Below are 23,365 nucleotides of genomic sequence, written 5' to 3'. Positions count from 1 at the left end.
CCCGGCGCGAAAGCCGTCCTGCGGTGCTGCATGGCGGTGCCACCGCAAGACGAAGGGCCCGCCCCCTCTCCCAGGGGGCGGGCCCACTTACGTTGTAGGGGCTCGCAGGGCTTACGGCTTGCACGGCATACGGCTCCGAGGCCGCACCCGCCTCAGCCGAACGCCAGGTTCACAACCCAACTGTGCTTTCCCGGGGGACAACCCCCGGACCCCCAGCCGAAGGCAGCCGCTCAGCCCGCTCAGCCGAACGCCAGGTTCACAACCCAGAAGCTGACCGCCGCCACCAGCGCCGCCGCCGGCATCGTGATGAACCAGCCCAGGATGATGTTCTTCGCCACACCCCACCGCACCGCGTTCACCCGCTTCGTCGCGCCGACGCCCATGATCGCCGACGTGATGACGTGCGTCGTCGAGATCGGCGCCCCGAAGATGTAGGCCGAGCCGAACATGATCGACGCGCCCGTCGTCTCCGCCGCGAACCCCTGCGGCGGATCCAGCTCGATGATCTTGCGGCCCAGCGTCCGCATGATGCGCCAGCCGCCCGCGTACGTACCGAGCGAGAGCATCACCGCGCAGACGATCTTCACCCAGATCGGGATCTCGTCGTTCGGACCCTCGACATCCGCGATGACCAGCGCCATCACCACGATGCCCATCGTCTTCTGCGCGTCCTGGAGACCGTGCCCCAGCGCCATCCCGGCCGCCGAGACCGTCTGCGCTATCCGGAATCCGCGCTTGGCCTTGTGCGGGTTGGAGTTCCGGAACATCCACATGATGCCGACCATCACCAGATAGCCGACGACGAGACCGACGATCGGCGACAGGAACATCGGGATGACGATCTTCTCCAGCACCCCGGTCCAGATCACCTCGGTCCCGCCGGCGAGCGCCGCGCCCACCATGCCGCCGAACAGCGCGTGCGAGGAGGAGGACGGCAGGCCGTAGTACCAGGTGACCAGGTTCCAGACGATCGCCCCGACGAGCGCGGCGAAGAGGATCCCCATCCCTCGCTGCCCGTGCGGTGTGGCGATCAGTCCTTCGCTGACGGTCTTGGCGACGCCCTGGCCGAGAAACGCGCCCGCGAGGTTCATCACGGCGGCCATCGCCAGCGCCGCGCGCGGGGTCAGTGCCCGCGTTGACACCGATGTCGCGATCGCGTTCGCGGAGTCGTGAAAGCCGTTGGTGTACGTGAAGCCGAGCGCGACACCGATGGTCACGATCAGGGCGAAGGTGTCCACGTGGTTCAGGACTCCTTGACCGCGATCGTCTCCACCGTGTTCGCGACGTGCTCGAACGCGTCGGCGGCCTCCTCGAGCACGTCCACGATCTGCTTGAGCTTCAGGACTTCCATGGCGTCGTACTTACCGTTGAAGAGCTGGGCGAGCAGTTTGCGGTGGATCTGGTCGGCCTGGTTCTCGAGGCGGTTGACCTCGATCCAGTACTCGGTGAGGTTGTCCATCGTGCGCAGGTGCGGCATCGCCTCGGCGGTCAGCTCCGCCGCCCGCGCCAGCACCTCGATCTGCTGCTCGACGCCCTTGGGCAGCTCCTCGACCTGGTAGAGGACGACCAGGTCGACGGCCTCCTCCATGAAGTCCATGATGTCGTCGAGGGACGAGGCGAGGTTGTAGATGTCCTCGCGGTCGAACGGCGTGATGAAGGAGGAGTTCAACTGGTGGAAGATCGCGTGTGTGGCGTCGTCCCCCGCGTGCTCCGCCGCCCGCATCCGTTCCGCGATCTCGGCTCTGGCGGAGGAATCCGCTCCGAGCAATTCCATGAGGAGCTTGGAGCCCGTGACGATGTTGTCCGCAGACGCGGCGAACATGTCGTAGAAGCTCGTCTCCCTGGGGGTCAGACGAAAGCGCACGGGGGATCCTCGGGTTACATGGGATTCGGTCAGGCTGATGCTAAGCGCATCATCCGGCCACGGCTAACCGGCGTCATTCAGTGTGCTGCATGGGACACGACGATCATGACGTGCCCCTGCCCCTGCGCGCGCGACTGGGTATCATATACCTACCTGGGGTATTTACGCTCCATTAGGACATCTCGCACGAACACCGGACACCAAACCAGGAGGACGCGATGACGACCACCGAGGCGGCAGGCACGGCGACCAGCGACGCGACCTCCGGCACGGCCACGACGGCCACGACGGCCACGACGGCCACGACAGCTACGACGGCTACGACCGCAGGCGACGAGATCGTCACCGATCACGACCGCGGTGTGCACGGCTACCACAAGCAGAAGGACGAGCACCTCAAGCGGCTGCGCCGGATCGAGGGCCAGATCCGCGGACTCCAGCGGCTCGTGGACGAGGACGTCTACTGCATCGACATACTCACGCAGGTCTCGGCCTCCACCAAGGCGCTCCAGTCCTTCGCGCTCCAACTGCTGGAGGAGCACCTGCGGCACTGTGTCGCGGACGCGGCGGTCAAGGGCGGCGACGAGATCGACGAGAAGGTGCAGGAAGCGACGAAGGCGATCGCGCGCCTGCTGCGTACCTGACGGACGGGACGGGCGGGGCGTACGGGGCGTACGCAACGAGCCGCGCGCCGCGCCACGCTCAACGGCACGGCGATCTCTCGCCGCGCTCCGCGCCCACCTTCAGCACCTCGTCGATACGGTCCGAACTGAGCCTTTCACCGTCCGCGGCCGACGCCGCGATCATCAGCTCTCCGCAGAGTTCGATCTCGGCGAGGGCCACGTGGTCCTGGACGGTCGGCGTGCGCAACGGAGCCACGTGCGTTCACCTCTTCCTGCCGGTGTCGTCTTCCTGGCGGTGTCGACTGCCGGCTTCCTAGGGTAAGGAGGGTGAGACGTGACGCGCATGGCACGTCCGGACCATTTACACCTTGATCTTCCCGGTGAAGATCTGGTCCTTCGGGGGGAGCCGCACCCCTACGGGGACCCCGAACTCGTACAGCAGCGTGGTTGAGGCGACAGCGACCGTACGCCCCTGGTTCCGGTAGCTGAACTCGTGTCTGACCTTGCGAAGCCGCCCCGCCTCGTCCAGATAGACATCGAACGGCACCACGTCATCGGCGAAGCCCTTCGCCGCCGCCGCCAGCGCCCCGCGCGCGTACGGCGCCGCCTGCTTCGCGGCCCGCCCGATGTCGGTGACACCCCGGTAGTGCGACACCCGCACCCCCGCCAGCTCCTGCTCGCCGACGAAGACCACGTCCTGCGCGGCGCGCAGCAGTTCGGCGGCGGTCAGCGGATCCGTCGCGCCGCCGGTGACCAGATTGCCGTCCGCGAGGGTGGTCGAGTCGAGCATGACCCACTTGTCCTCGGGCACCCCGGCGCCCCGGTTCTTCATATAGAGGGCCGCCGGCGCCAGCAGCTCCGCGATCGGGCGGTGCTCGTCCGTGCCCGCCGGGTCCTTGGGCAGTACGACCGAGAGCCGCCCCATCCGCTTGCGGAAGTCGTAGCGGCCCTCGCCCCTGATGGTCACGCGCGTCCCGCCCGTCGCCATCACCAGCGAGGTCCGGGTCTTGGAGCTGCCCGCGTCGGCCAGCACGTCGGCGGACCTGCGGACCGCGGCCGGATCACCGGGGGGCCGGTCGTCGGCCATGGCGCCCTCGCTCCCGGAACAACCGGCGCTCGTGGCCACGACCCCCGCCACCGTCACGGCGGCGGCGACGATCGCCACACCCTTGCGTCTGTGTCGCCGGCCCACCGTCTGCACCACCATCGCCTGCCAACCCCCAACGCCCTACCGTTGCTTGTCCAGAGCCCGCCCTGCCCCCATAACGACGTCCCGCGCGCGCCGTCACGCACTCACGCACCACCCCTGGCCGGGAACGCACGCGCGAGTACGGTGGGGAGGTGCGCGAGCAAGAGACCTCGACCCCGCCCACCGCCCCCCACGCCTCCCCCACCGTCACATCCACCGTCACATCGACCGTCGAACGTGGCTCGTTCTCACTGGCGCGCTGTACGTGCGGCTGGTCGGGACCCGCCAGGCGCTCCCGCGACCGGGCAAGAACGGACGCCACGTCCCATCAGGCGACGCACTGACCTCATTCACCTCATGGAAGAAGGCGGGGGACGCCGATGGAACGGCGCACACTGCTGGCGGGTGCGCTGGCCGTGACGACGGCGGGCGCGCTGAACGCCTGTACGAGCGACGGCGGCCAGGGCGGTGACGGCTCACCCGGCGCCTCCGCGAACAAGCCGCCCCCACCCCGTACCACCACGTCCGCCGCCCCCTCCTCCCCCTCCGCCGGCCCGCCACGCTGGGACGCGCTCGCCGCAGGGCTGGACGGTCGGCTCGTACGGCCGCAGGACAGCGACTACGCGACGGCCCGCCAGCTCTACAACACCCGCTTCGACAACCTGAAACCGGCGGCCGTCGCGTACGTCTCCGGCGAGGACGACATCAGGGAGTGCCTGGCCTTCGCCAGGACGCACGGCACACCCGTCTCTATCCGCAACGGCGGCCATTCCTACGCCGGTTGGTCCAGCGGCGACGGCCGGCTCGTCATCGACATCTCCTCGCTCGACGGCGTCTCCGACGCCGCGTCGGACGGGGTGGTCGGCGCGGGCGCCAAGCTCATCGACGTGCACGGCGCGCTCGCCCCGAAGGGCCGTACGGTCCCGGCCGGTTCCTGCGCCACGGTCGGCATCTCCGGTCTCACCCTCGGCGGCGGTCATGGGGTCGTCTCCCGCGCGTACGGTCTGACCTGCGACAGCCTCACCTCGGCGACGATCATCACCGCCGACGGCAAGCGGCTGACCGCCGACGCCGAGCGGAACAAGGACCTCTTCTGGGCGCTGCGGGGCGCCGGCAACGGCAACTTCGGAGTCGTCACCGAGCTGCGCTTCCGTACCCACCCCGCCGCCACCGGCGTCGCCGCGAACCTCAACTGGCCGTGGTCGAAAGCCCGTTCACTGCTCGCGGCCTGGCAGGAGTGGGGCCCCGACCAGCCGGACGAGATCTGGTCCTCGTTCCACGCGGCGGTCGGCGCGGGCGGCGGAGCCGACCCGACCGTCTCCGTCGCCGCCTACACACTCGGCACCGAGGACGACCTCAAGAACGCCGTCGACCGGCTCGCCGACCGCGTGGGCTCCTCTGCGAGCTTCGTCTCGCTGCGCCCCGGCGGCTACCAGGAGTCGATGCTCGCGTACGCCGGCTGCGCCGGACTCACCGACGACCAGTGCCGGCTGCCCGGCACGACACCGGGGCGCGCGAAGGGGGGCGCGCTGCAACGCGAGACGTACGCCGCGACCTCGGACTTCTTCGACCGGTCGCTCCCCTCGGCGGGCATCGCCACCTTGCTGTCCGCCGTGGCGGACTTCAGCCGGATCAAGGTCGCCGACGGCGCGGGATCGGGCACGATCACGCTGACCGCGCTCGGCGGCGCGGTCAACCGGGTGGACCCGCTCGCGACGGCCTTCGTGCACCGCGGCTCCCGGATGCTCGCGCAGTACGTGGCGTCCTGGCGCCCCGGCACGCCCGGCACCACGCAGCGGGCATGGCTGAGAACCAGCCAAGGGGCGCTACGGGGTCACGCGTCGGGCGCGGCGTACCAGAACTACACCGACCCGGCGCTGACCGACTGGCGCACGGCGTACTACGGCGCTGCGGCGGGACGGCTGAAGGACCTCAAGGCCCGCTACGACCCGGAGCGGATGTTCGACTTCCCGCAAGCGCTGTAGTGGGGAGCCCTCACGCCGCGAGGTTGTTGTCGTCGGGCCGCTGTTCGGGGATGCCGAGCGGTCTCGTCCCCGGCGCCTCGGCCCGGTCCGCCTCCCGCGCGGCCCGTGACCGTACGAGCAGCCCCACCCTGGACGAACGGCAGACCGCCGACACCAGCGGGGTGAGCAGCGCCATGGCCAGCGGCGCGAGGAGCAGCACCACCGCCGTACCGAGGGCGAATCCGCCGATCACATCGGTGGGGTAGTGCACGCCCATGTAGACCCGGCTGAAACCCTCGACCAGCGCGAGCCCGATCGCGGCGAGCCCGAAGCCGCGGTGCGCGACGAAGATGCCCGCGCCCAGGGCCATCGCCATCGTCGCGTGGTCGCTGACGAAGGAGAAGTCGGTCTTGCCTGCCACCAGGACGTCGAGCCCCCGGTGGTCGACGAAGGGACGGTCGCGGCCGACGAACTCACGGATCGGGATGTTGACCAGCAGCGCGACACCGGCGGCGAGCGGCGCCCAGAGCAGCCCGGCGACGGCGGCCACCGAATCCTCGGCCGACCCGCGCCGGCGCACGCTCCACCAGCACCAGAGCGCGAGGAGGACGAGGGCGAGCATGATCCCGTACTCGCCGACGAACTCCATGCCCCGGTCGAACCAGCCGGGGGCCGACTTGGCCAGACCGTTGATGTCGTAGAGCAGGCTGACGTCGGGGTTCGACCCATCGATCGCGAGTCCAGCCATGTGCTGCGGCCCCTTGCCTTTGTCGCCCACCACGACACGCCTGCGGGCGTGTCGCTTCCACCAACCCCCGTGGTGCATGCGGTCAGTGCTGCGCGATCAACGCCACAGCCCCAGTCCAGGGAACGGCCTGTCCCCTCTCCAGGTTCCAGGCTTCACCGGACGATCTCCAGGACGTTATCGAAGAGTGACACATCGTCCCAGCTCAGAGCGGTGAACGAAGGGAGAATTCCGGCCACGCGCGCGCCTGGTCCGGCCCGACTCCACCCTTCCGGGCGTCAGCTCATCGCCACCCTGACGCCCCGCCGGACCGACACCTCGTCAGCACTGTCAGCAGCCCTGTCGGCCCGCTTCGACCGCTTGGGGCCGATTCACGTGCCGGACTTCCGCTCGGTGGGCAGATCGGTCGGCAGCGATTTCGCGCCGTCTTCGGTGACCCGGGTCGCCCCGAAGTAGTCGGGCGTATCGATCTTGTCGAACCGGATCACGGCTCCGGTGTAGGGAGCGTTGATCATGTACCCGCCACCGACATAGAGCCCGACGTGCCGGATGGCCCGCGAGTTGGTGAGGTCGTCCGAGAAGAACACCAGGTCGCCGGGCATCAGCTCGTCGCGCGAGGGATGCTCGCCGGCGTTGTACTGATCGTTGGCGACCCGCGGCAGCTCGATCCCCACGGACCGGTACGCGGCCTGCGTCAGCCCGGAACAGTCGAACCGTCCCTGCTGCTCGGGGGTCCCGTTGCCGCCCCACAGGTACTTCGTACCGAGCTTCTGCTGCGCGTAGTGGATCGCCCCGGCCGCCTGCTGCGAGGGCTCGACGCGGCCTACGGGGCGGGCGAAGCTCTGCTGGAGGGTGGTGATGACCTTCACGTAGTTCTGCGTCTCGCTGTACGGGGGGACGCCGCCGTACTTGATGACCGCGTACGCGCCCGCGTTGTAGGCCGCGAGCATGTTCTTGGTCTGATCGCCCGGCACGTCGTCGACGTAACCGGCGAGTTTGCAGTCGTACGACGCCGCCGAGGGGATCGCGTCCTGCGGATCCCAGACGTCGCGGTCGCCGTCCTTGTCCCCGTCGACCCCGTGCGCCGCCCAGGTCCCCGGGATGAACTGCGCGATGCCCTGCGCCTGCGCCGGGCTCACGACGTTGGGATCCCAGCCGCTTTCCTGGTACAACTGCGCGGCGAGCAGCGCGGGGTTGATCGCGGGGCAGAGATTGCCCCACTTCTGCACCAGCCCCTGGTACTTGGCGGGCACGGCCCCCTTGGCCAGCGCGACCGCCCCACCACCACCCGCACCACCGGCGATCCCGGCCGCGGCGGAGTACGTACCGACGACGAGCAGCGCGATGAAGCCCAGGCTCAGCCCGAGCCCGACCGCGCCCGCCATCCAGAATTTCCGCACCCCTCAACCCTCCCCCATCCGGGACATGTTCACCGCCATTTTCCCGCCTGTCGTGTCGGTGCTATTCGGACAGTCGGGCGGGCGGGGCCGGGGCGTCAGGGACGGGGCGGGGGTGTGGGGGCGGACCAGAAGCTGTCGTGGACGTCGGGCCGTTGCGGGTATCCGCCTTCGCGGTGCGGGGTGTTCGGCCGGGTCTTGGGATCGGCGACGTCGGACTCGGGGAAGCACGGGGTGGTGATGGAGAAGAAGAACTGGCCTTCGCCGGCGACCGCGACCCTCATACGAAAGCCTTCAGGCGTCGACGCGTACATAGCGGGCAACTCTTCACTCGCCCGCACACTGGTGATCCGATATCCGCGAGCTTTCCAGTTGCGCTCCACAACACCGAGCAGACTCCCACGTCGCTCCTTCGAGACGATGGTCATGACTGCGATCCGACGCTTGACAGAACCGGTATCGGCCGTCTCACCACACCGGCTGTCAATCGAAGGCCCGTGATTCCACCGCAGCTCCGGCCTGACCCCGTTCAGGGTTTTCAGAATGATGGAGTCGGCCTGGACGGCCGCCTCTTGCATATCCACGCCCATCGCCTTTCTTTCTTCGCTTCCGCCACCGAAAGGGGCGGCGCATCCAGCCGCCAGCCAGAGCAGAAGCAGAATGCCCGCCGATCGAAGAGTTCTCACCGGCGCTCCTGACCACTGACCAGGCGACCGTGTCCCGTAACGATCAGCGCGATGTTGTCGGCGGACTCCTCATCCTTGTCCGGGTCGAAATAGTTGGAGTGCGCCCGGACTCCGCCCATGTCCATTACCGGCCGTGGCCCGTCGTCCACGCGGAATCTCCTCGCTCCGAAATCCTCGTGCGCCGGATCCGTGCCGAACCAGATCTCGCTCTCCTTCGTCTGCGCGTCCTGCGCGAAGTACGCCACCGCCGCCCCGCCCGCACCGCCGATCGCCGCGCCCACCGGGCCTCCCAGCACCGCTCCCGCCGAGGCTCCTCCCAACGCGCCCATTCCCATGCCCTGGGCCTCGCCCTTCGCCGGCATTCGCGTCACCGGGTCGTTCTCCGCCGCGCCGACGTACACATGGCCTCGCCCCACTCCCAGATCAGCCGCGGAATCCGCGCCCGTTCCGGGGCTGCCCACCAGGACAATGTCGTCGACGCCTGGAATACCGCCGTCCCGCTGGGCGGCCTGGCCCACTGTGAGCGAGCCGTACGAGTGGCCGACTGCCGTCAGGTGGGGGTTCTCGTTGTGGTTCGTGGCCGCGATTCCCGACATGAATTCGGCGTACGCGGACGCACCCGCCTCCGCGCGGTCCGTGAACATGACGTCCGTATTCCCCGTGATGTCGTCCACCGATAGCTGCGGCGCGTCATAGCCCAGCCATACGATCGACGCCGTGGACGTGTCGTACTCCACCGCACCCATCAATGTGTCCCTCGCCCTTTTCAAGTCGTCCTCCGCGAAAGCCTCGTCCAATCCCGTGCCCAGCCCCGGCACATAAGCCGACACATTCCGCGCCGTGTCCGGATTCCCGTACGACACGACGGCCCGCCCGTTCCCCTCGTCCCCGATACCCAGCAGGTACATCGGCGGATGGCCGCCGGCCCGTAATTGGCCGTCGAGGGATCTCAGCCCGGCCAGCATCGTCCGTGACCTGTCGTCGTGCGCGCCCTCCAACTTGCCCATCAGCAGCGTCAAGTTGTCGCGGTTCGCCGCGTCGCGTACGGCGGACGGGATGCCGTCCAGGTTGCCGATCGTGTGCGGGTGGACGGCCAGGTACTCCTCCCTCCGTTCCTCCGTCAGGCCCTGCCACCACGCGAGACGTTCCGCGGGCGTCGCGTCGTGGGGGATCGCCGCGCCGAGGTAGTCGGCCGTGAGCGCGCGTACCGCCGTCGCGTCGGCGCTCGCGTCCGTCCACATCGCGTCCGTGACCGTGAGGCCGTCCTGCGCGGTCAGCTTCCGCAGCGTCTGCGTGTACCGCGCGTCGGCCTGTGCCGCGTCGCTCAGCGCGCGGGCGATCCGGTCCGCGATGTCCTGCGCCTTCGCCGCGAGGGGGTTCGGGCTCGTGAACCCCTGCGACGTCGACGCGGCGGTGAGCGGACGCGCCGAGGTGAGCGGGTACGCGTGGCCCGACGCCGTACCGCCGCGCAGCCTCTCCTTCGTGAGCGGGTCCTCCCCGGCCTCGGGGTAGCTCACCGACCCGTCCGCGCGCACCGTGAGCCTCAGGCCCGCCGCCTCCTCCAGCGCGTCCCGGAGCCGGCGCTGCGCGCCGCGCAGATCCTGGGCGAGGCTGTTCAGCGTCGTACGGACCAGCCCGCACTCCGTGTAGATGTACGACAGGTTCCGCCCCAGCGCCCGCAGCCGCCCGACCGCCGCCCGCGCCGCCTCGCCCTCCTGAGCTGCCGTCAGCCCCGCGAGCAGTTGCTTGTCGACCCGGTCGCGGGCCGCGTCCGCGCGGTTGCTCGCGTTGCCCCAGCCGTCGGCCGCGCCCTCCAGCTCGGCGCATCTGATGTCCCGTAACTGCGCCCAGGTGAGCCCGCCGCCGACCCTCACCGGACTCATCGACGCGCTCCCGCGTCGACCCCCGCCAGCCCCGACCTGACCGCGGCGTCGTGCTCACCCTGCGTCTTGGCCACCGCACGCAGTCGGCCCGCCAGGCTTGCGCACTCGTCGCGGGCTGCTTCGATGCGCCGTTCCCATGACGTACGTACGGTCCCCAGGACCGCGAGGGCGCTCAGCCCGTCCCCGCAGTCGGCCACGCCCTCGTGCGCCGTTTCGAACTCCGCCTTGAGATACGTCATCTGCGTACGCATCACCACGGCCCCGCCCGCCGCGCGGGTCCACGGCCCGTCGCTGTGCCGCAGCCGCTCCCCCGACGCCGCGCCGTCCACGTCGTCGGCCAGCGCCCGCAAACCGCCCGAATAGCCCGCCATGCCCGCCATTTCCGCCATGCCACCCGCCCCTGTCCTCTGTTGTCCGGGATGTCGGGTGGCACTGTCCCAATCCGGGACCGGGGAGATGCCGCGCGGGAGAGAGGGGACGGAACCGGCCGCAGGCTTACGGGAGGGCGGGAGGCCCGTCCCCCGTTGGCATCGGCCGCGAGCGGCAACAGCTCGACGTCCCGCGCAGGTTCACCCGTACGGTGGGCCCGCCTCTCGCCCGCGGGCGGCGCACGGATGGCGCACGGACGCAAAACCGCGGCGGGCTCAAGAGTGCACAACGCCAATCATTGCCCGGAGTCACCCTCCGTGATACACAGAGTGACCATACGCGTACTCGCATACTCCGCTTCATGACGCAGGTCAGGGCAGTCGGATCGGTCAAACGTGCGGGGATCGGGTAAAGAGACCCGCCAAGTCGGCATACGAGGGCGGTTCCATCAGCGAAGATAGAAGGCGATCCGTGCCGCCTGGCGCGGGCACTTAACAACCCAACAGGGGCGGTGAGTTGTATGGACGTGGAAGCCGAGAAGGGCGACATCAACACCATCATCGGTGGTATCGCTCCGAGCTGGGGGCCCTTCGGGAACCTCGGCACCGAAGCTCGCGTCATTGTCCAGGTGGTGATGGCGATCGCCATCCTGCTCTGTCTCGCCATCGCGATCTGGGGCGCCGCCAAGCAGCGTATCGGCGCGACCGCGCTGCGGGACACCTTCAGCGCCGAGCAGGGCAAGGGGCTGATCGTCGCCGGACTGACCGGCGTCTTCATCATCGGGTCTCTCGGTACGGTCTTCACGATTGTGTACGGGATGGCTGTTTAGCGTCTCACCGATCCGATCCGATCCGGTCCCATCCGATCCGGTCCCGCGCCGGGTACGCCGCCCGGCCACCCTCGACACACCGTCCGCCTCAACCCCATTCGCTCCCACCCCATCCGTCCGTCGTGCCCATCCGCCGAGGTTGCGTCTCCCTGATGTCGAGTCACCACACCGCGCCCGCGCGGGAACCAGCACGGCTACCGTCGTGTTACGCGGCACTGCAAGCGGTACAGCAAGCGGAACTGCACACGGTTGAACCGGTCGAGGGGGCGGACGCGGCATGAGCTTCGGCGATGAGCACGGCCACGGGAGCGATCCGGGCCGTACGACGGACGACAGCTTCGGCGGGATGGGCCAGACGCGGACGCGTCTGCCGGACGGCGGGGGCGGCGACGGGTTCGGCGGCGGCCGGCGGCCGCAGCGGAGCTCGCGCTCGCTCATCGCGGTGGTGGGTGTGGTGGTGCTGCTGGTCGCGGCCATCGCGTTCGCGAACCGCGGCAGCGGCGACAACACCGACGCGTCGGGAGCGGGAGGCGGCGACAGCGCGGCGGGGTCGGAACCGACGTCGGCGTCGGGGGTGAAGCCGGTGACGGGGAAGAACGGGGGGATTCCTTCGGGGTTCGCGAAGGATGAGCAGGGGGCGGAGAGCGCGGCCTCCAACTACGCCGTCGCTCTGGGCTCGGACGGCATGTTCAACCGGGCCAGCAGACACGGAATCGTCGACTCCGTCTACACACCTGCCGCCGCCGCAAAGCTCAAGGGTCCGCAGGACAAGGCCTATTCTCCGGAGTTCCTGACCAAGCTCGGTCTCGACGCGAACGGTGCCGCTCCCGCAGACAGCACCTTCATCTCCCGGACGGTCCCGGTAGGTACGAAGGTGGAGAGTTTCGACGGCGACAGCGCGAAAGTCTCGGTCTGGTACACGGGTCTGATCGGTATGTCCGGTCCCGACTCCACCGACCCTGTCAGCACCACGTGGAAGACCTGGACCTTTGACCTCCGGTGGGAGGCCGACGACTGGAAAGTGACCGCCGACTCCCAGAAAGACGGCCCCGCCCCGGTTCCGGGCGACATCGCCGCCTCCACCGCCGACGAGATCGGCAAGGCTGTTGACGAGTACGGAGGCTTCACCTATGCCAGGTAGCTACCGCGTCCGTATTCGCTCGGTCGCCAGCGCATTGGCGACCGTGCAGGCCGGGCTGTTCTTGCTCGCCACCAAGGCGACAGCGGCCCCCAGCCCCTCTCCGTCTCCGAGCGACGCCAGTTGCGCCCCCTTGACCGGCCCTGCCAAGGAGTACTGCGAAGAGGGCGAATCCGGCAGCAGCAGCGACAACTCCCCCCTCAACGACCCCACCAGCGCCCTCGACCCCCTCACCTCCCTCGCGCGCGGCTGCGCCGACGCCGCCGCGTGGACCGTGGACACCCTCTCCAAGGCCGTGAAGGAGACCGCCACGGTCGACTTCACCAACACCGCCTTCCTCTCCCAGTACGCCGTCGTCTTCGCCGCCGCCACCATCCTCACCCTCATCCTGTGGCTCCTCGCCGTCGCCAAGCGCGCCATCCGCGGCGTCCCGCTGACCACCGCCATCTCCGAGGCCATCGGGTTCCTCTGGCTGACCGTCCTCGCCTCCGCGTTCACGCCGCTCATCCTCTACACGCTCGTCTCCGCCACCGACGGCGTCACCGAGGTCATCGCCGGTGGGACCAGTGGGCAGACCGATGTGTTCTTCGGGACGTTCTCCGAGGCGCTGAAGAAGGACACCGAGATCGGCGGCGGGCCGATCATGCTGATCGTGGTGTCCCTCGTGACGATCCTCGCGGCCGGCATCCTCTATCTGGAGCTGTTCATCCGGGCGATCCTGCTCTACGTCGGCGCCCTCCTCGGCGTCGTCGTCTACGCGGGGCTGGTCGACAAGAACATGTGGGGGCATGTACGCCGCTGGGCCGGGCTCATGATCGCGGTCATCATGGTGAAGCCCGTGATCGTCATCGTCCTCGGCCTCGCCGGCGCGCTCACGTCGTCCGACGACGGGCCTGACTCGTTCTCGGCCGTCGTCTCCGGGCTCGCCATCATCCTTCTCGCGATCTTCGCCTCCGCCATGATCTACCGCTTCGTCCCCGGCTTCGGCGACGAGATCGCGAGCGCCCGCAGCAACGCCAAGCTGTCCACCGACGGCGGCCGGGCCGCCGCCGTGATCAGTTCGCCCGCCGGTGTCGTCTCGCAGGGCATCAAGACCCACAGCGGCCGGGGCGGAGGGGGCGGCGGTGGCGAGAGCAGCAGCGCGGCCAGGCCCGCCAACGCCGTCTCCGGCGGTGTCGCCGCCCACAGCAGCCGCCCCTCCTCAGGAGGCGGCGGAGGCGGCGGCGGAGGTGGCGTCCCCTCGCCCGCCTCGGCCCCCCGCCCCAGCAGCCCCACCAGCGGCACCCCCCACAGCAGCCGCAGCAGCCAAGGCAATCGCGGAACAGGTAACAACAGCACAGGAGGTGGAGGGCGTTGACGACTCAGTCCCATCCGATCGCGCCCCGCCGTACGTATCTCATCGGCCGCGCGCGGCCGAACGCGATCGTCGGCAAGAACCGTGAGTCGGGCGAGATCGCGCTGATCATCGCCGGCGCGTTCCTCGGCATGATGAGCGGGCTCATCGTCCCCGTCCTGTCCCTGCGGATCGTGACGCTGCTCGGGTTCCCGCTCCTCGCGCTGGCCGCGGTGTACGTCCCGTACAAGCACCGCACCGTCTACAAGTGGTTCGAGATCAACCGCAGTTACAAGCGGACCCTGCGCAACGGCACCACCTACCGCTCCGCCGCCATGGAGTCCGGCACCGCTGCCGACGGCCGCGAGGTCGAGGTCGGCCCGCCGCCCGGTATCGGGCGGATCAACTGGCTGGCCGCGCCCTTCGGGCCTGACGAGATCGCCGTACTGCTCCACGCCGACCGCCGCACCGTCACCGCCGCCATCGAGATCGAGGGCCCCGGCGTCGGACTGCGCGACAGCGAGGACCAGGAGGCCCTGGTCGACCGCTTCGGCACGCTCCTCAAGCACGTCGCCAACGGGGACGGCTTCGTCACCCGCCTCCAGATGCTCGCCCGTACGCTCCCCGCCGACCCCGACGCACACGCCAAGGACGTCGCCCAGCGCGGCGACTCCGCGTCCCCGGGCTGGCTCCAGGAGTCGTACGAACAGCTCCAGTCCATGGTCTCGACCTCCAGCGAGCAGCACCGCGCCTATCTCGTGGCCTGTATGCACTACAGCCGTGAACTGGCCTCCGAGGGCCAGGCCATGGCCCGCGCCGCCCGCCAGGCCGGAGGCGGCGGCAAGGGCGTCCGGGGCCGCAGGCTCGACAAGGACTCCGGTCTCGCCGTCGTCATGGCCCGTGAACTCACCGACATCTGCGCCCGCCTCGCGGAGGCCGACATCCGTGTCCGGCAGCCGCTCGGGCAGGCCCGGCTGGCCTCCCTCGTGCACTCGATGTACGACCCGGACCACCCCATAGACCACATCCAGGCCATGACGAAACGAAACGCCTGGCCCGCCGAGCTGGACGCCATGGAGCCCACGTATCTCCAGGCCAAGACCCGCGAGTCGTCCACCCGCGCGCCCTGGTGCCACTCCACGGCCTGGGTGAAGGAGTGGCCGATGACCCCGGTCGGCGTCAACTTCCTGGCCCCGCTGCTCGTCCACACGCCCGACGTGATCCGTACGGTCGCGGTCTGCATGGACCTGGAGCCGACCGAGGTCGCCATCGAGCGGATGCTCACGGAGAAGACCAACGACGAGGCCGACGCGAGCCGTGCCGCGAAGATGAACCGCACCGTCGACCCGCGCGACATCGCCGCGCACGGCCGGCTCGACCAGCGGGGCGAAGACCTCGCCAGCGGTGCGGCGGGCGTCAACATCGTCGGGTACATCACGGTGTCGTCCCGCTCGCCCGAGGCCCTGGCCAGGGACAAGCGGACGATCCGGGCGTCGGCCGGCAAGTCGTATCTGAAGCTGGAGTGGTGCGACCGCGAGCACCACCGGGCGTTCGTGAACACCCTGCCGTTCGCGACCGGCATCCGCCGATGAGCCTCCACCACGAGCCGACCGAACCGACCGAACCAACCGAACCGACCGCCGCTGATAGGGGCCTGTGATGCGAGATCCCATGTCCGCCTTCACGGACGCCGTCACCAGCTTCCTCTTCGGGAAGGTGGAAACCACCCGGCTGCCGGTGCGTACGTCCACCGGCCAGGCGCAGGCCGTCTATCTGCCGACCGCCGCCCCCGGCCTCGGCGACTCCGGCGTCATCATCGGCCGCGAGGTCTACAGCGGCAAGGGCTACATCTACGACCCCTTCCAGTTGTACGGTCAGCAACTCCCCGCCCCCCACTGGCTGGTCCTCGGCGAGTCCGGCAACGGCAAGTCGGCCCTGGAGAAGACGTACGTCCTACGGCAGTTGCGCTTCCGCGACCGCCAGGTCGTCGTCCTCGACGCCCAGGGCGAGGACGGCGCCGGCGAGTGGAACCTCATCGCGCAGGAGCTGGGCATAACCCCCATCCGGCTCGACCCGATGGCGGCCCTGGACGGCGGCATCAAGCTCAACCCGCTCGACCCGGCGATCACCACGACCGGGCAGCTCGCCCTGCTGCGCACGATCATCGAGGTCGCCATGGGGCACGGCCTGGACGAACGCTCCGGATTCGCCCTCAAGGTCGCGCACGCCTACGTCCACGCCACGATCACCGAGCGCCAGCCCGTCCTGATGGACATCGTGGAGCAACTGCGGCACCCGGAGCCCGAGTCGGCCGAGGCGATGAACGTGGACATAGACGACGTACGGGCCTGGGGCCTGGACGTCGCCCTGGTCCTCGACCGGCTCGTCGACGGCGACCTGCGCGGCATGTTCGACGGTCCGACGACCGTCGGCATCGACCTGGACTCGCCGCTCATCGTCTTCGACCTCTCGCACATCGACCGCAACTCGATCGCGATGCCGATCCTGATGGCGATCGTCGGCGTGTGGCTGGAGCACACCTGGATCCGCCCCGACCGCAAGAAGCGCATCTTCCTGGTCGAGGAGGCGTGGCACATCATCAACTCCCCGTTCGTCGCGCAGTTGTTCCAGCGGCTCCTCAAGTTCGGCCGCCGGCTGGGTCTTTCGTTCGTGGCGGTCGTCCACCACCTCTCCGACGTGGTCGACGGCGCCGCCGCCAAGGAGGCCGCCGCCATCCTCAAGATGGCGTCGACCCGGACGATCTACGCGCAGAAGGCCGACGAGGCGCGGGCCACCGGCCAGGTGCTCGGGCTGCCGCGCTGGGCGGTCGAGATCATCCCGAGCCTCACGCCCGGTATCGCGGTGTGGGACGTCAACGGCAATGTCCAGGTGGTCAAACACCTGGTCACCGAGGCGGAACGGCCACTGGTCTTCACCGACCGCGCGATGACCGAGAACAGCCAGGCGTCCGACGCCTCGGACGCCGCCGACGCCATGACCGACGGGCTGCCCGACCACGTACGGGCCGCCGAGTGGGAGGCCGAGCAACGCGCGATCCTGATGGAGCAGCGGCGGTTGAACGCGTCGTCCGAGTCCACGGTGGCGTGAGCGGTATGGCGGCGGGGGGCGGGGGCAGGCCCCGGCCGGGCGATCAGCGCGGGATCCCGGACGGGCTGATCCTGGGCGTGCTGGGCTTCCTGCTCGGGATCACGCTGTTCGCGTGGACGGCGACGGGCCTGGCCGGTCTGTTCGCGCACGGCTCATGGCCGGGCTCGGTGACGTTCATGCGTACGCCCATGGCGGTACGGCAGTTGATCGCCGCCCCGGACGACCTGCCCGCCGCCTGGCCGGACACCCCGGCGGGGGAGCTTTCCGGATACGGGCTGTTCTGGGGCCTGTTCATCGGCGAGCTGATGGTGGCGGCCGTGCTGACGGTGTTCGTGCTGGGCGTGGTGACCCGCTGGCGGGCGCTGTGTACGGTACGGCTCCGGGAACGCGAGCGGGCACGGGAGCGCGCGGAGGAGCGGCGGGTGGCCGAGGCCGACGCGGCGGCGGAGACGGAGCGCGTACGGAAGGCCCCGGCGCGCACACCGGAACCGGCGCCAACCCCGCCCCCGCCTCCTGCCGAAGTCCCGGCCCCCGCCCCGGTACCGGTCGAGCAGGCCCCCGTCCCCGTCCCCGCCCCCGCACCCGTCCCCGCGCCCCGTACGGCCCCCAACGCCCAGGTCCGCTACGGCGACCCCCGCGCCCGCCGCCCCGCCGCCGTACAGGCCATCCAGGACGCCGAGGGCCCCGCGCTCGTCGTCACCTCCGACCCCGCCGTCTGGGCCGAGACGAAGGACGCCCGCGCCAAACTCGGCCCCGTCCTCGTCTACGACCCCGGCCATCTCTGCGACACCCCGGCCCGCCTCCACTGGTCCCCCACCGCCAACTGCGAGGACCCCGACACCGCCGCCGCGCGCGCCGTCGCGCTGCTCGCGCCCGTACGGCCGCCGGCCCGTCTCGACGCCGCCATGGCCGACACGGCGCAGACCCTGCTGCGCTGCTGGCTGCATGCCGCCGCCGTGGACGGGCGGCCGTTCAAGCAGGTGCACCGCTGGGCGCAGGGCGGCGGCGCCCACGAGGCCGTACGGCTGCTGCGTACCCACCCCAAGGCCGCCTCCGGGCTCGCGGGCCTGCTGGAGTCCGCACTCACCGCGTACCCCGAACGCCGGGACATCGCCCAGCAGTTGACCACCCGCGCGCTGGCCTCCCTGTCGTCGATCCATATCCGTGAGGCGTGCACACCGAATCGAGCCGACTCGCTCGCGCTGGGTTCTTTCGCCGCCGAGGGGGGCACGCTCTATGTGGTGGGTGAGCCGATCGAGGATCCGCGCACCCGTCCGGGAGCGATGCCGCTGCTCACCGCTCTCGCCTCAAGCGTGGTCGAGCACGGCCGCCGCATGGCCGCACGGTCATCCGCCGGTCGGCTCGACCCACCAATGACGCTCGTATTGGACGACGTGGCGGCGGTGGCGCCACTGCCCGCGCTGCCGGACCTGCTGGCGGACGGCGACGAGCGGGGGATGCCCGCGCTGGCCCTGCTGCGCTCGCGCGAACAGGGCCGGGACCGCTGGCCGGACCGCTGGCCACACCAGGAACTCCCCGCCTGAGCCCCCGCTCACGCGGTCGACGGCACGATCGGTGCGATCCGTGCGATCCGTGCGGCAAAGGTCATACTGGACCAACTGAGCTGGCGGGCACGTGCGTTGCGCACGGCACTCGGCACGCGCCACGCGCCACGCACCCCTGCACCGGCTGACGACGGAAAGCGGGCTCAGGCCGACGACCGCCACACCGCGAGTTCGAACTCCCGCGCCGAGGGATCGGCCTCGACGGGAAGGACCACCCCGGTCGGCTCGAATCCGAGCTTGCGGTACGCGCCCCGCGCCCGCCCGTTCCGCTCGTCCACATACAGCCTCGCGCGCTCGACACGGGGCTCCTCCAGCGCCCACGCCCACGCGAGGGCCGCGTCGAACAGCTCCTTCAGCAGACCGGCGCCCCGATGCTCGGGCCGTACGAACACGCCGACGAGATGCGCCTGGTCGTACGCGCTCCGCTCGCCCAGGACATCGGTCGAGCCCCGCCGCTCGGCCAGGACCACCACCGAACCGGCCCAGGTGCCGTCCGCCAGTTCGGCCACGAACTGCCGCGCCGACGTGCCCCCTGCCGATGCCCGCGTCCGCTCGCGCCAGAAGGAATCCGGGTGCCGGAGGGCGTCGTCGTACGTCTCGAGGTAGGCGACGGGCGCGGCCGGATCGCGCAGGGCGTCCAGCCGAAGCTCCTTGGCCTTGGCCCATTCGTCGGCGCGTACGGCACGCACGCTTACGTTCATCCAGCGATCCTCCCCGCCCACCTCCACCACCCACAAACGAGTTTCGGATCTCAGGGTCCCCCGGCCCCGCCGTCGTACTGGGGTAGTACGCCCCGTACGCGTTCCCCGCCCCCGGTCCGACGTTCCGGACCCGCCCGCTGCCTACCGTCGAAGCCATGATCAAGGCCAACGGACTCACCAAACGCTACGGCGACAAGACCGTCGTCAACCACCTCACCTTCACCGTCGAACCTGGCGCCGTCACCGGCTTCCTCGGCCCCAACGGCGCCGGCAAATCCACGACCATGCGCATGATCCTGGGCCTCGACGCCCCCACCGCCGGCCATGTCACCGTCGGCGACCGCGCCTACGCCGCGCACCCGGCCCCGCTCCACGAGGTCGGCGCCCTCCTGGAGGCCCGCGCCGTCCATCCGGGCCGCAGCGCCCACCACCATCTGATGGCACTCGCCCACACCCACGGCATCGCCCGCTCGCGCGTCGCGCACGTCCTGGACCTGACGGGCCTCACCGACGTCGCGGGCGACCGCGTGAAGGGCTTCTCCCTCGGCATGGGCCAGCGCCTCGGTATCGCGGCGGCCCTGCTCGGCGACCCGGCCACGGTCATCCTGGACGAGCCGGTCAACGGCCTCGACCCGGAGGGCGTCCTGTGGATCCGTAATCTCCTCAAGTCCCTGGCCGCCGAAGGCCGTACGGTCTTCGTCTCCTCCCACCTGATGAGCGAGATGGCGCTGACCGCCGAACGGCTCATCATCATCGGCCGAGGCAGGCTGCTCGCCGAGACGACGGTGGCCGACTTCGTACGCGACTCGGGCGTCGCGGCCATGAAGGTCGTCTCCCCAGAAGCCGGCAGACTCGCCCAACTGCTCGCGGGCCCCGGCGTCGAGATCACGCCGGGCGCGAACACCGGCACGAACACCGGCACGAGCCCCGACGAGCTGGACGTACGGGGCGTCGACGGCGAGTACATCGGCCGTATCGCCGCCGCCCACGGCGTCCCCGTGTACGAGCTGACGCCGCGCACCGCCTCGCTGGAGCAGGCGTTCATGGACCTGACGCGCGACGAGGTCGAGTACCAGGCCGGCAGCGCCACCCACAACGCAGTGACAGAGACAGCGACAGCGACAGGAGCGGCGGCATGAGCACCGTAGACATCAGGCGCACGGCAACCGCCGCCCGCTCAGGGGTCACTCCCGTCCGCGTCCTGCGCTCGGAGTGGCACAAGTTCTGGACCCTGCGCTCCACCTGGGTCACGCTTTCGGCCGCATCGGTCCTCGTCCTGGGCACCGGCCTGGTCATGTCCGTCGGCCACGAGCCGGACGGCGGCGGCTTCGGCGGAGTCGGCGATCCGGTCGTCCTGACCCTGCTGGGCATCCAGTTCGGCCAGATCATCCTCACGGTGCTCGGCGTCCTGTTCAGCGCGGGCGAGTACTCGACCGGCATGATCCGCGCCTCGCTGACCGCCGTGCCCCGGCGGCTCCCCGTCCTGTGGGCCAAGACCGCCGTCTTCGCGGCGGTGACGCTCGTCGTCGGCCTGATCACCTTCTTCGCGACCTTCCTGCTCGGCCAGGTCTTCCTCGCGGACACGGACATGAGTGCCTCGCTCACCGATCCGGGCGTCGCCCGCGCCGTCGCGGGCACGGCGGTCGCGCTCACGCTCCTCGGCGTGCTCGGCCTCGGCCTGGGCGCGCTGCTCCGCTCCGTACCGGGAGCGATCGGCGCGTTCTTCGTGGGAGTCGTCATCCTGCCGGAGGTGCTGTCGTCGGTCCCCTCCGACGCCGTGAACAACGCCGTCAGGTACTTCCCGGCCCGCGCCGCCGAATCCCTCGGCGCGGTCAGGCAGATCGACGGCGGGCTGTCGGACGGGATGGCCCTGCTCACGCTGTGCCTGTGGGCGGCGGCGGCGCTGGGGGCGGCGGGATGGCTGCTCAAGCGGCGCGATGTATGACGATGGAGGAATGAACGGAGCGGGGAGACAGGTCAGCGGCACACAGGACGCCGTCGCCGTCGAAGGCGCAACCACAGCCGCGAGCACGGGCACAGGCGGCAACGGATCGCTCACCCAACTCATCAACCGCGCGGCCCAGCGGATCAGCGCCTTCGACGCGGCGCGCCCGATCGTCTGGGATCTGCTGCTGACGGGCTTCCTGCTGCTCGGCGGCGCGATCGACCTGGTCGCCGGCGGCTGGCGAGCGGTCGCGCCCAACCCCGACGTGCCGATGTGGGCGGCGGCGGTCTGCACCCTGTGCTTCCCGCCGGCCGTCCTGCTCCGCCGTACGCGTCCCCTGCCAACGCTGTTCGCGACGCTGCCGTTCGCCCTGCTGCAAGCCTGGTCGGGCGCCGGCCTCCAGATCGCCGCGTTCTGCCAGTTGATCGTCGTCTTCAACATCGCGCTACGGCTGCCGACGCGCCAACTCGCCCTGACCGCCGCCCTGCTGACCGGTCCCCTCGTCGTGGGCGCGGCCCGCTTCCCGGAGGACAACTGGGTCATGGCCTTCCAGTCGTCGCTCACCAGCTTCGTCGTGGTGGCACTGCTGGGGATCGTGATGCGTACGAGACAGGAGTACACGGCCTCGTTGAGAGAGCGGGCGAAGCAGTTGGAGATCGAACGCGACCAGCAGGCCCAGCTCGCCGCCGCCGCCGAGCGCACCAGAATCGCCCGCGAGATGCATGACATCCTCGGCCACAACCTCTCGGTCATCACGGGCCTCGCGGACGGCGGTTCGTACGCCGCGAAGAAGAACCCGCAGCGCGCCACCGAGGCCCTGGACGCGATCGCCACCACCAGCCGCCAGGCCCTCACGGAACTGCGCCGGCTGCTCGGCATCCTCCAGAACGACGCCCCGGACGACACCCCCGCCGAGCTGGCACCCCAACCCGGCCTCGGTGAACTGGACCAGTTGATCGACGCCGTACGGGCGGCGGGCCTGCCGGTCCAGGTCACGGTCACCGGCGACCTCGAAGCCGCGCCGACGGGGCGCCAGCTCACGGTGTACCGCGTCGTCCAGGAAGCCCTCACGAACACCCTCAAGCACGCCGGTCCGGACGCCACGGCTCGAGTCACGCTCAGCCGCACACCCGAGTCCATCACCGCGGAGATCACCGACACCGGCAGAGCGACCTCACCGAGGCCGGGCGGACGCGGCATCACCGGCATGCGGGAACGGACCGCCCTGTACGCGGGCACACTTGACGTCGGACCGCTGCCACCGCCCGACAGCGGCTGGCGGGTCCATCTGCATCTGCCGAACGACGAGGACATGCGGCTGTGACGACCGTACTGATCGCCGACGACCAGCCCTTGCAGCGCATGGGCTTCCGGATGCTGCTGGAGAGCCAGGACGATATGACCCTGGTCGGCGAGGCGGGCGGCGGCGCCGAAGCCGTCCGTCTGATCGCCCGACTCCACCCGGACGTCGCCCTGATGGACGTCCGTATGCCGGGCCTGGACGGCATCGAGGCGACCCGCCGTATCGTCGCGGCCGGCAGCCGTACGAGGGTGCTCATCCTGACCACCTTCGACCTGGACGAGTACGCGTACGCGGGCCTGCGGGCCGGCGCCAGCGGCTTCCTCGTCAAGGACGCGCTCCCGGAGGAGCTGCTGTCCGGCATCCGCGCGGTCGCGAGCGGCGACGCGGTGGTGGCACCGAGCCTCACCCGCCGACTGCTGGACGCGTACGCCCACCGCCTCCCGACCACCACCGACGCCGCCGCCGCAGGTGCGACGCCGGAGGAAATCCACCCGCGGATCGCACCGCTCACGGACCGGGAACGGGAAATCCTCACGGTCGTCGGCCAGGGCTGGACGAACACCGAGATCGCCTCACGATTCCACCTCGCGGAATCGACGGTGAAGACGCATGTGAGCCGCGTACTGGCGAAGACGGGCTCACGCGACCGCGTGCAGGCGGTAATCCTGGCGTACGAGGCGAAGCTGGTCCACCCGTCGTAAAAGGTCGTGAACGCAGGAATGC

General features: G+C 70.2%; 23 protein-coding genes. 13 read left to right on the top strand and 10 right to left on the bottom strand.

Going from position 1 to position 23,365, the window contains the following annotated elements; translation table 11 throughout:
* Positions 1 to 239 precede the first annotated feature (239 nt).
* Positions 240 to 1,238, bottom strand: a complete 999-nt coding sequence (locus tag OG329_RS22355) for an anion permease (protein WP_405797521.1) — start codon at positions 1,236 to 1,238, stop codon at positions 240 to 242.
* 5 nt (positions 1,239 to 1,243) lie between these two features.
* Entirely contained in the window at positions 1,244 to 1,864 is a 621-nt protein-coding gene (locus tag OG329_RS22350) for a DUF47 domain-containing protein (RefSeq protein WP_052582416.1), read from the bottom strand.
* A 218-nt stretch (positions 1,865 to 2,082) separates the two neighbouring features.
* On the opposite strand from OG329_RS22350, the gene OG329_RS22345 reads away from it, so the two are divergent.
* Positions 2,083 to 2,508, top strand: a complete 426-nt coding sequence (locus OG329_RS22345; RefSeq protein ID WP_405797519.1) for a metal-sensitive transcriptional regulator — start codon at positions 2,083 to 2,085, stop codon at positions 2,506 to 2,508.
* A 58-nt stretch (positions 2,509 to 2,566) separates the two neighbouring features.
* Here OG329_RS22345 and OG329_RS22340 read toward each other — a convergent pair whose 3' ends face one another.
* Together OG329_RS22340 and OG329_RS22335 are read right to left on the bottom strand one after the other, a co-directional pair.
* Positions 2,567 to 2,743, bottom strand: a complete 177-nt coding sequence (locus tag OG329_RS22340) for a hypothetical protein (RefSeq protein ID WP_405797517.1) — start codon at positions 2,741 to 2,743, stop codon at positions 2,567 to 2,569.
* A gap of 105 nt (positions 2,744 to 2,848) precedes the next feature.
* The gene (locus OG329_RS22335; protein WP_405797516.1) at positions 2,849 to 3,694 is read right to left on the bottom strand and encodes a hypothetical protein; all 846 of its coding nucleotides are present in this window, start codon (positions 3,692 to 3,694) and stop codon (positions 2,849 to 2,851) included.
* Positions 3,695 to 3,828: 134 nt separating this feature from the next.
* On the opposite strand from OG329_RS22335, the gene OG329_RS22330 reads away from it, so the two are divergent.
* Positions 3,829 to 4,020 (top strand): hypothetical protein, encoded by a 192-nt coding sequence (locus tag OG329_RS22330; protein WP_405797515.1) that lies wholly within the window; start codon positions 3,829 to 3,831, stop codon positions 4,018 to 4,020.
* A gap of 36 nt (positions 4,021 to 4,056) precedes the next feature.
* Positions 4,057 to 5,661 carry an FAD-binding oxidoreductase gene (locus OG329_RS22325; RefSeq protein WP_405797513.1) on the top strand — a complete coding sequence of 535 codons (1,605 nt, stop codon included), beginning with the start codon at positions 4,057 to 4,059 and terminating at the stop codon, positions 5,659 to 5,661.
* A gap of 10 nt (positions 5,662 to 5,671) precedes the next feature.
* On the opposite strand, the gene OG329_RS22320 is transcribed toward OG329_RS22325, so the two are convergent.
* The 5 genes from OG329_RS22320 to OG329_RS22300 all read right to left on the bottom strand — a co-directional run bounded on the left by OG329_RS22320 (position 5,672) and on the right by OG329_RS22300 (position 10,740).
* Positions 5,672 to 6,388 (bottom strand): phosphatase PAP2 family protein, encoded by a 717-nt coding sequence (locus OG329_RS22320; RefSeq protein ID WP_405797512.1) that lies wholly within the window; start codon positions 6,386 to 6,388, stop codon positions 5,672 to 5,674.
* A 368-nt stretch (positions 6,389 to 6,756) separates the two neighbouring features.
* The gene (locus OG329_RS22315) at positions 6,757 to 7,770 is read right to left on the bottom strand and encodes an NlpC/P60 family protein (protein WP_405801967.1); all 1,014 of its coding nucleotides are present in this window, start codon (positions 7,768 to 7,770) and stop codon (positions 6,757 to 6,759) included.
* 110 nt (positions 7,771 to 7,880) lie between these two features.
* A complete protein-coding gene (locus tag OG329_RS22310; protein WP_405797511.1) occupies positions 7,881 to 8,468 on the bottom strand; it encodes a hypothetical protein in 588 nt (195 codons plus the stop codon).
* Positions 8,465 to 10,351, bottom strand: a complete 1,887-nt coding sequence (locus OG329_RS22305; protein ID WP_405797507.1) for an alpha/beta hydrolase — start codon at positions 10,349 to 10,351, stop codon at positions 8,465 to 8,467. Before OG329_RS22305 ends, OG329_RS22310 begins: the two co-directional genes overlap by 4 nt.
* Positions 10,348 to 10,740: a hypothetical protein gene (locus OG329_RS22300; RefSeq protein ID WP_405797506.1), complete on the bottom strand. Its 393-nt coding sequence runs from the start codon at positions 10,738 to 10,740 to the stop codon at positions 10,348 to 10,350. The genes OG329_RS22305 and OG329_RS22300 overlap by 4 nt, the downstream gene beginning before the upstream one ends.
* A gap of 500 nt (positions 10,741 to 11,240) precedes the next feature.
* Between OG329_RS22300 and OG329_RS22295 the strand changes: the two genes are divergently transcribed.
* The 6 genes from OG329_RS22295 (at position 11,241) to OG329_RS22270 (ending at position 18,672) form a co-directional block, all read left to right on the top strand.
* The gene (locus OG329_RS22295) at positions 11,241 to 11,549 is read left to right on the top strand and encodes a hypothetical protein (RefSeq protein ID WP_405797505.1); all 309 of its coding nucleotides are present in this window, start codon (positions 11,241 to 11,243) and stop codon (positions 11,547 to 11,549) included.
* A 277-nt stretch (positions 11,550 to 11,826) separates the two neighbouring features.
* Entirely contained in the window at positions 11,827 to 12,690 is an 864-nt protein-coding gene (locus OG329_RS22290; RefSeq protein WP_405797503.1) for a hypothetical protein, read from the top strand.
* Positions 12,680 to 14,044 carry a hypothetical protein gene (locus tag OG329_RS22285; RefSeq protein ID WP_405797501.1) on the top strand — a complete coding sequence of 455 codons (1,365 nt, stop codon included), beginning with the start codon at positions 12,680 to 12,682 and terminating at the stop codon, positions 14,042 to 14,044. Before OG329_RS22290 ends, OG329_RS22285 begins: the two co-directional genes overlap by 11 nt.
* The gene (locus OG329_RS22280) at positions 14,041 to 15,612 is read left to right on the top strand and encodes an SCO6880 family protein (protein WP_405797500.1); all 1,572 of its coding nucleotides are present in this window, start codon (positions 14,041 to 14,043) and stop codon (positions 15,610 to 15,612) included. Before OG329_RS22285 ends, OG329_RS22280 begins: the two co-directional genes overlap by 4 nt.
* Positions 15,613 to 15,679: 67 nt before the next feature.
* Positions 15,680 to 17,128: an ATP-binding protein gene (locus tag OG329_RS22275; RefSeq protein ID WP_405797499.1), complete on the top strand. Its 1,449-nt coding sequence runs from the start codon at positions 15,680 to 15,682 to the stop codon at positions 17,126 to 17,128.
* A 5-nt stretch (positions 17,129 to 17,133) separates the two neighbouring features.
* A complete protein-coding gene (locus tag OG329_RS22270) occupies positions 17,134 to 18,672 on the top strand; it encodes a type IV secretory system conjugative DNA transfer family protein (RefSeq protein ID WP_405801965.1) in 1,539 nt (512 codons plus the stop codon).
* A gap of 164 nt (positions 18,673 to 18,836) precedes the next feature.
* On the opposite strand, the gene OG329_RS22265 is transcribed toward OG329_RS22270, so the two are convergent.
* Positions 18,837 to 19,394 carry a GNAT family N-acetyltransferase gene (locus tag OG329_RS22265; protein WP_405797498.1) on the bottom strand — a complete coding sequence of 186 codons (558 nt, stop codon included), beginning with the start codon at positions 19,392 to 19,394 and terminating at the stop codon, positions 18,837 to 18,839.
* A 155-nt stretch (positions 19,395 to 19,549) separates the two neighbouring features.
* Between OG329_RS22265 and OG329_RS22260 the strand changes: the two genes are divergently transcribed.
* The 4 genes from OG329_RS22260 to OG329_RS22245 are packed head-to-tail and all read left to right on the top strand — an operon-like array spanning position 19,550 to position 23,343.
* Positions 19,550 to 20,533 (top strand): ATP-binding cassette domain-containing protein, encoded by a 984-nt coding sequence (locus OG329_RS22260; RefSeq protein ID WP_405797496.1) that lies wholly within the window; start codon positions 19,550 to 19,552, stop codon positions 20,531 to 20,533.
* The gene (locus OG329_RS22255) at positions 20,530 to 21,339 is read left to right on the top strand and encodes an ABC transporter permease (RefSeq protein WP_405797494.1); all 810 of its coding nucleotides are present in this window, start codon (positions 20,530 to 20,532) and stop codon (positions 21,337 to 21,339) included. The genes OG329_RS22260 and OG329_RS22255 overlap by 4 nt, the downstream gene beginning before the upstream one ends.
* 10 nt (positions 21,340 to 21,349) lie before the next feature.
* Positions 21,350 to 22,663, top strand: a complete 1,314-nt coding sequence (locus OG329_RS22250; RefSeq protein ID WP_405797492.1) for a sensor histidine kinase — start codon at positions 21,350 to 21,352, stop codon at positions 22,661 to 22,663.
* On the top strand, positions 22,660 to 23,343 hold the full coding sequence (locus tag OG329_RS22245; RefSeq protein WP_405797490.1) for a response regulator: 684 nt from the start codon (positions 22,660 to 22,662) through the stop codon (positions 23,341 to 23,343). Before OG329_RS22250 ends, OG329_RS22245 begins: the two co-directional genes overlap by 4 nt.
* Positions 23,344 to 23,365: the final 22 nt, after the last annotated feature.

The sequence above is a fragment of the Streptomyces sp. NBC_01506 genome (assembly GCF_045040295.1).
In the GTDB taxonomy this organism is placed as follows: Bacteria; Actinomycetota; Actinomycetes; order Streptomycetales; family Streptomycetaceae; genus Streptomyces.
Note: the sequence above shows the minus strand (reverse complement) of the source record. Positions and strands in the feature narration are given on the sequence as shown.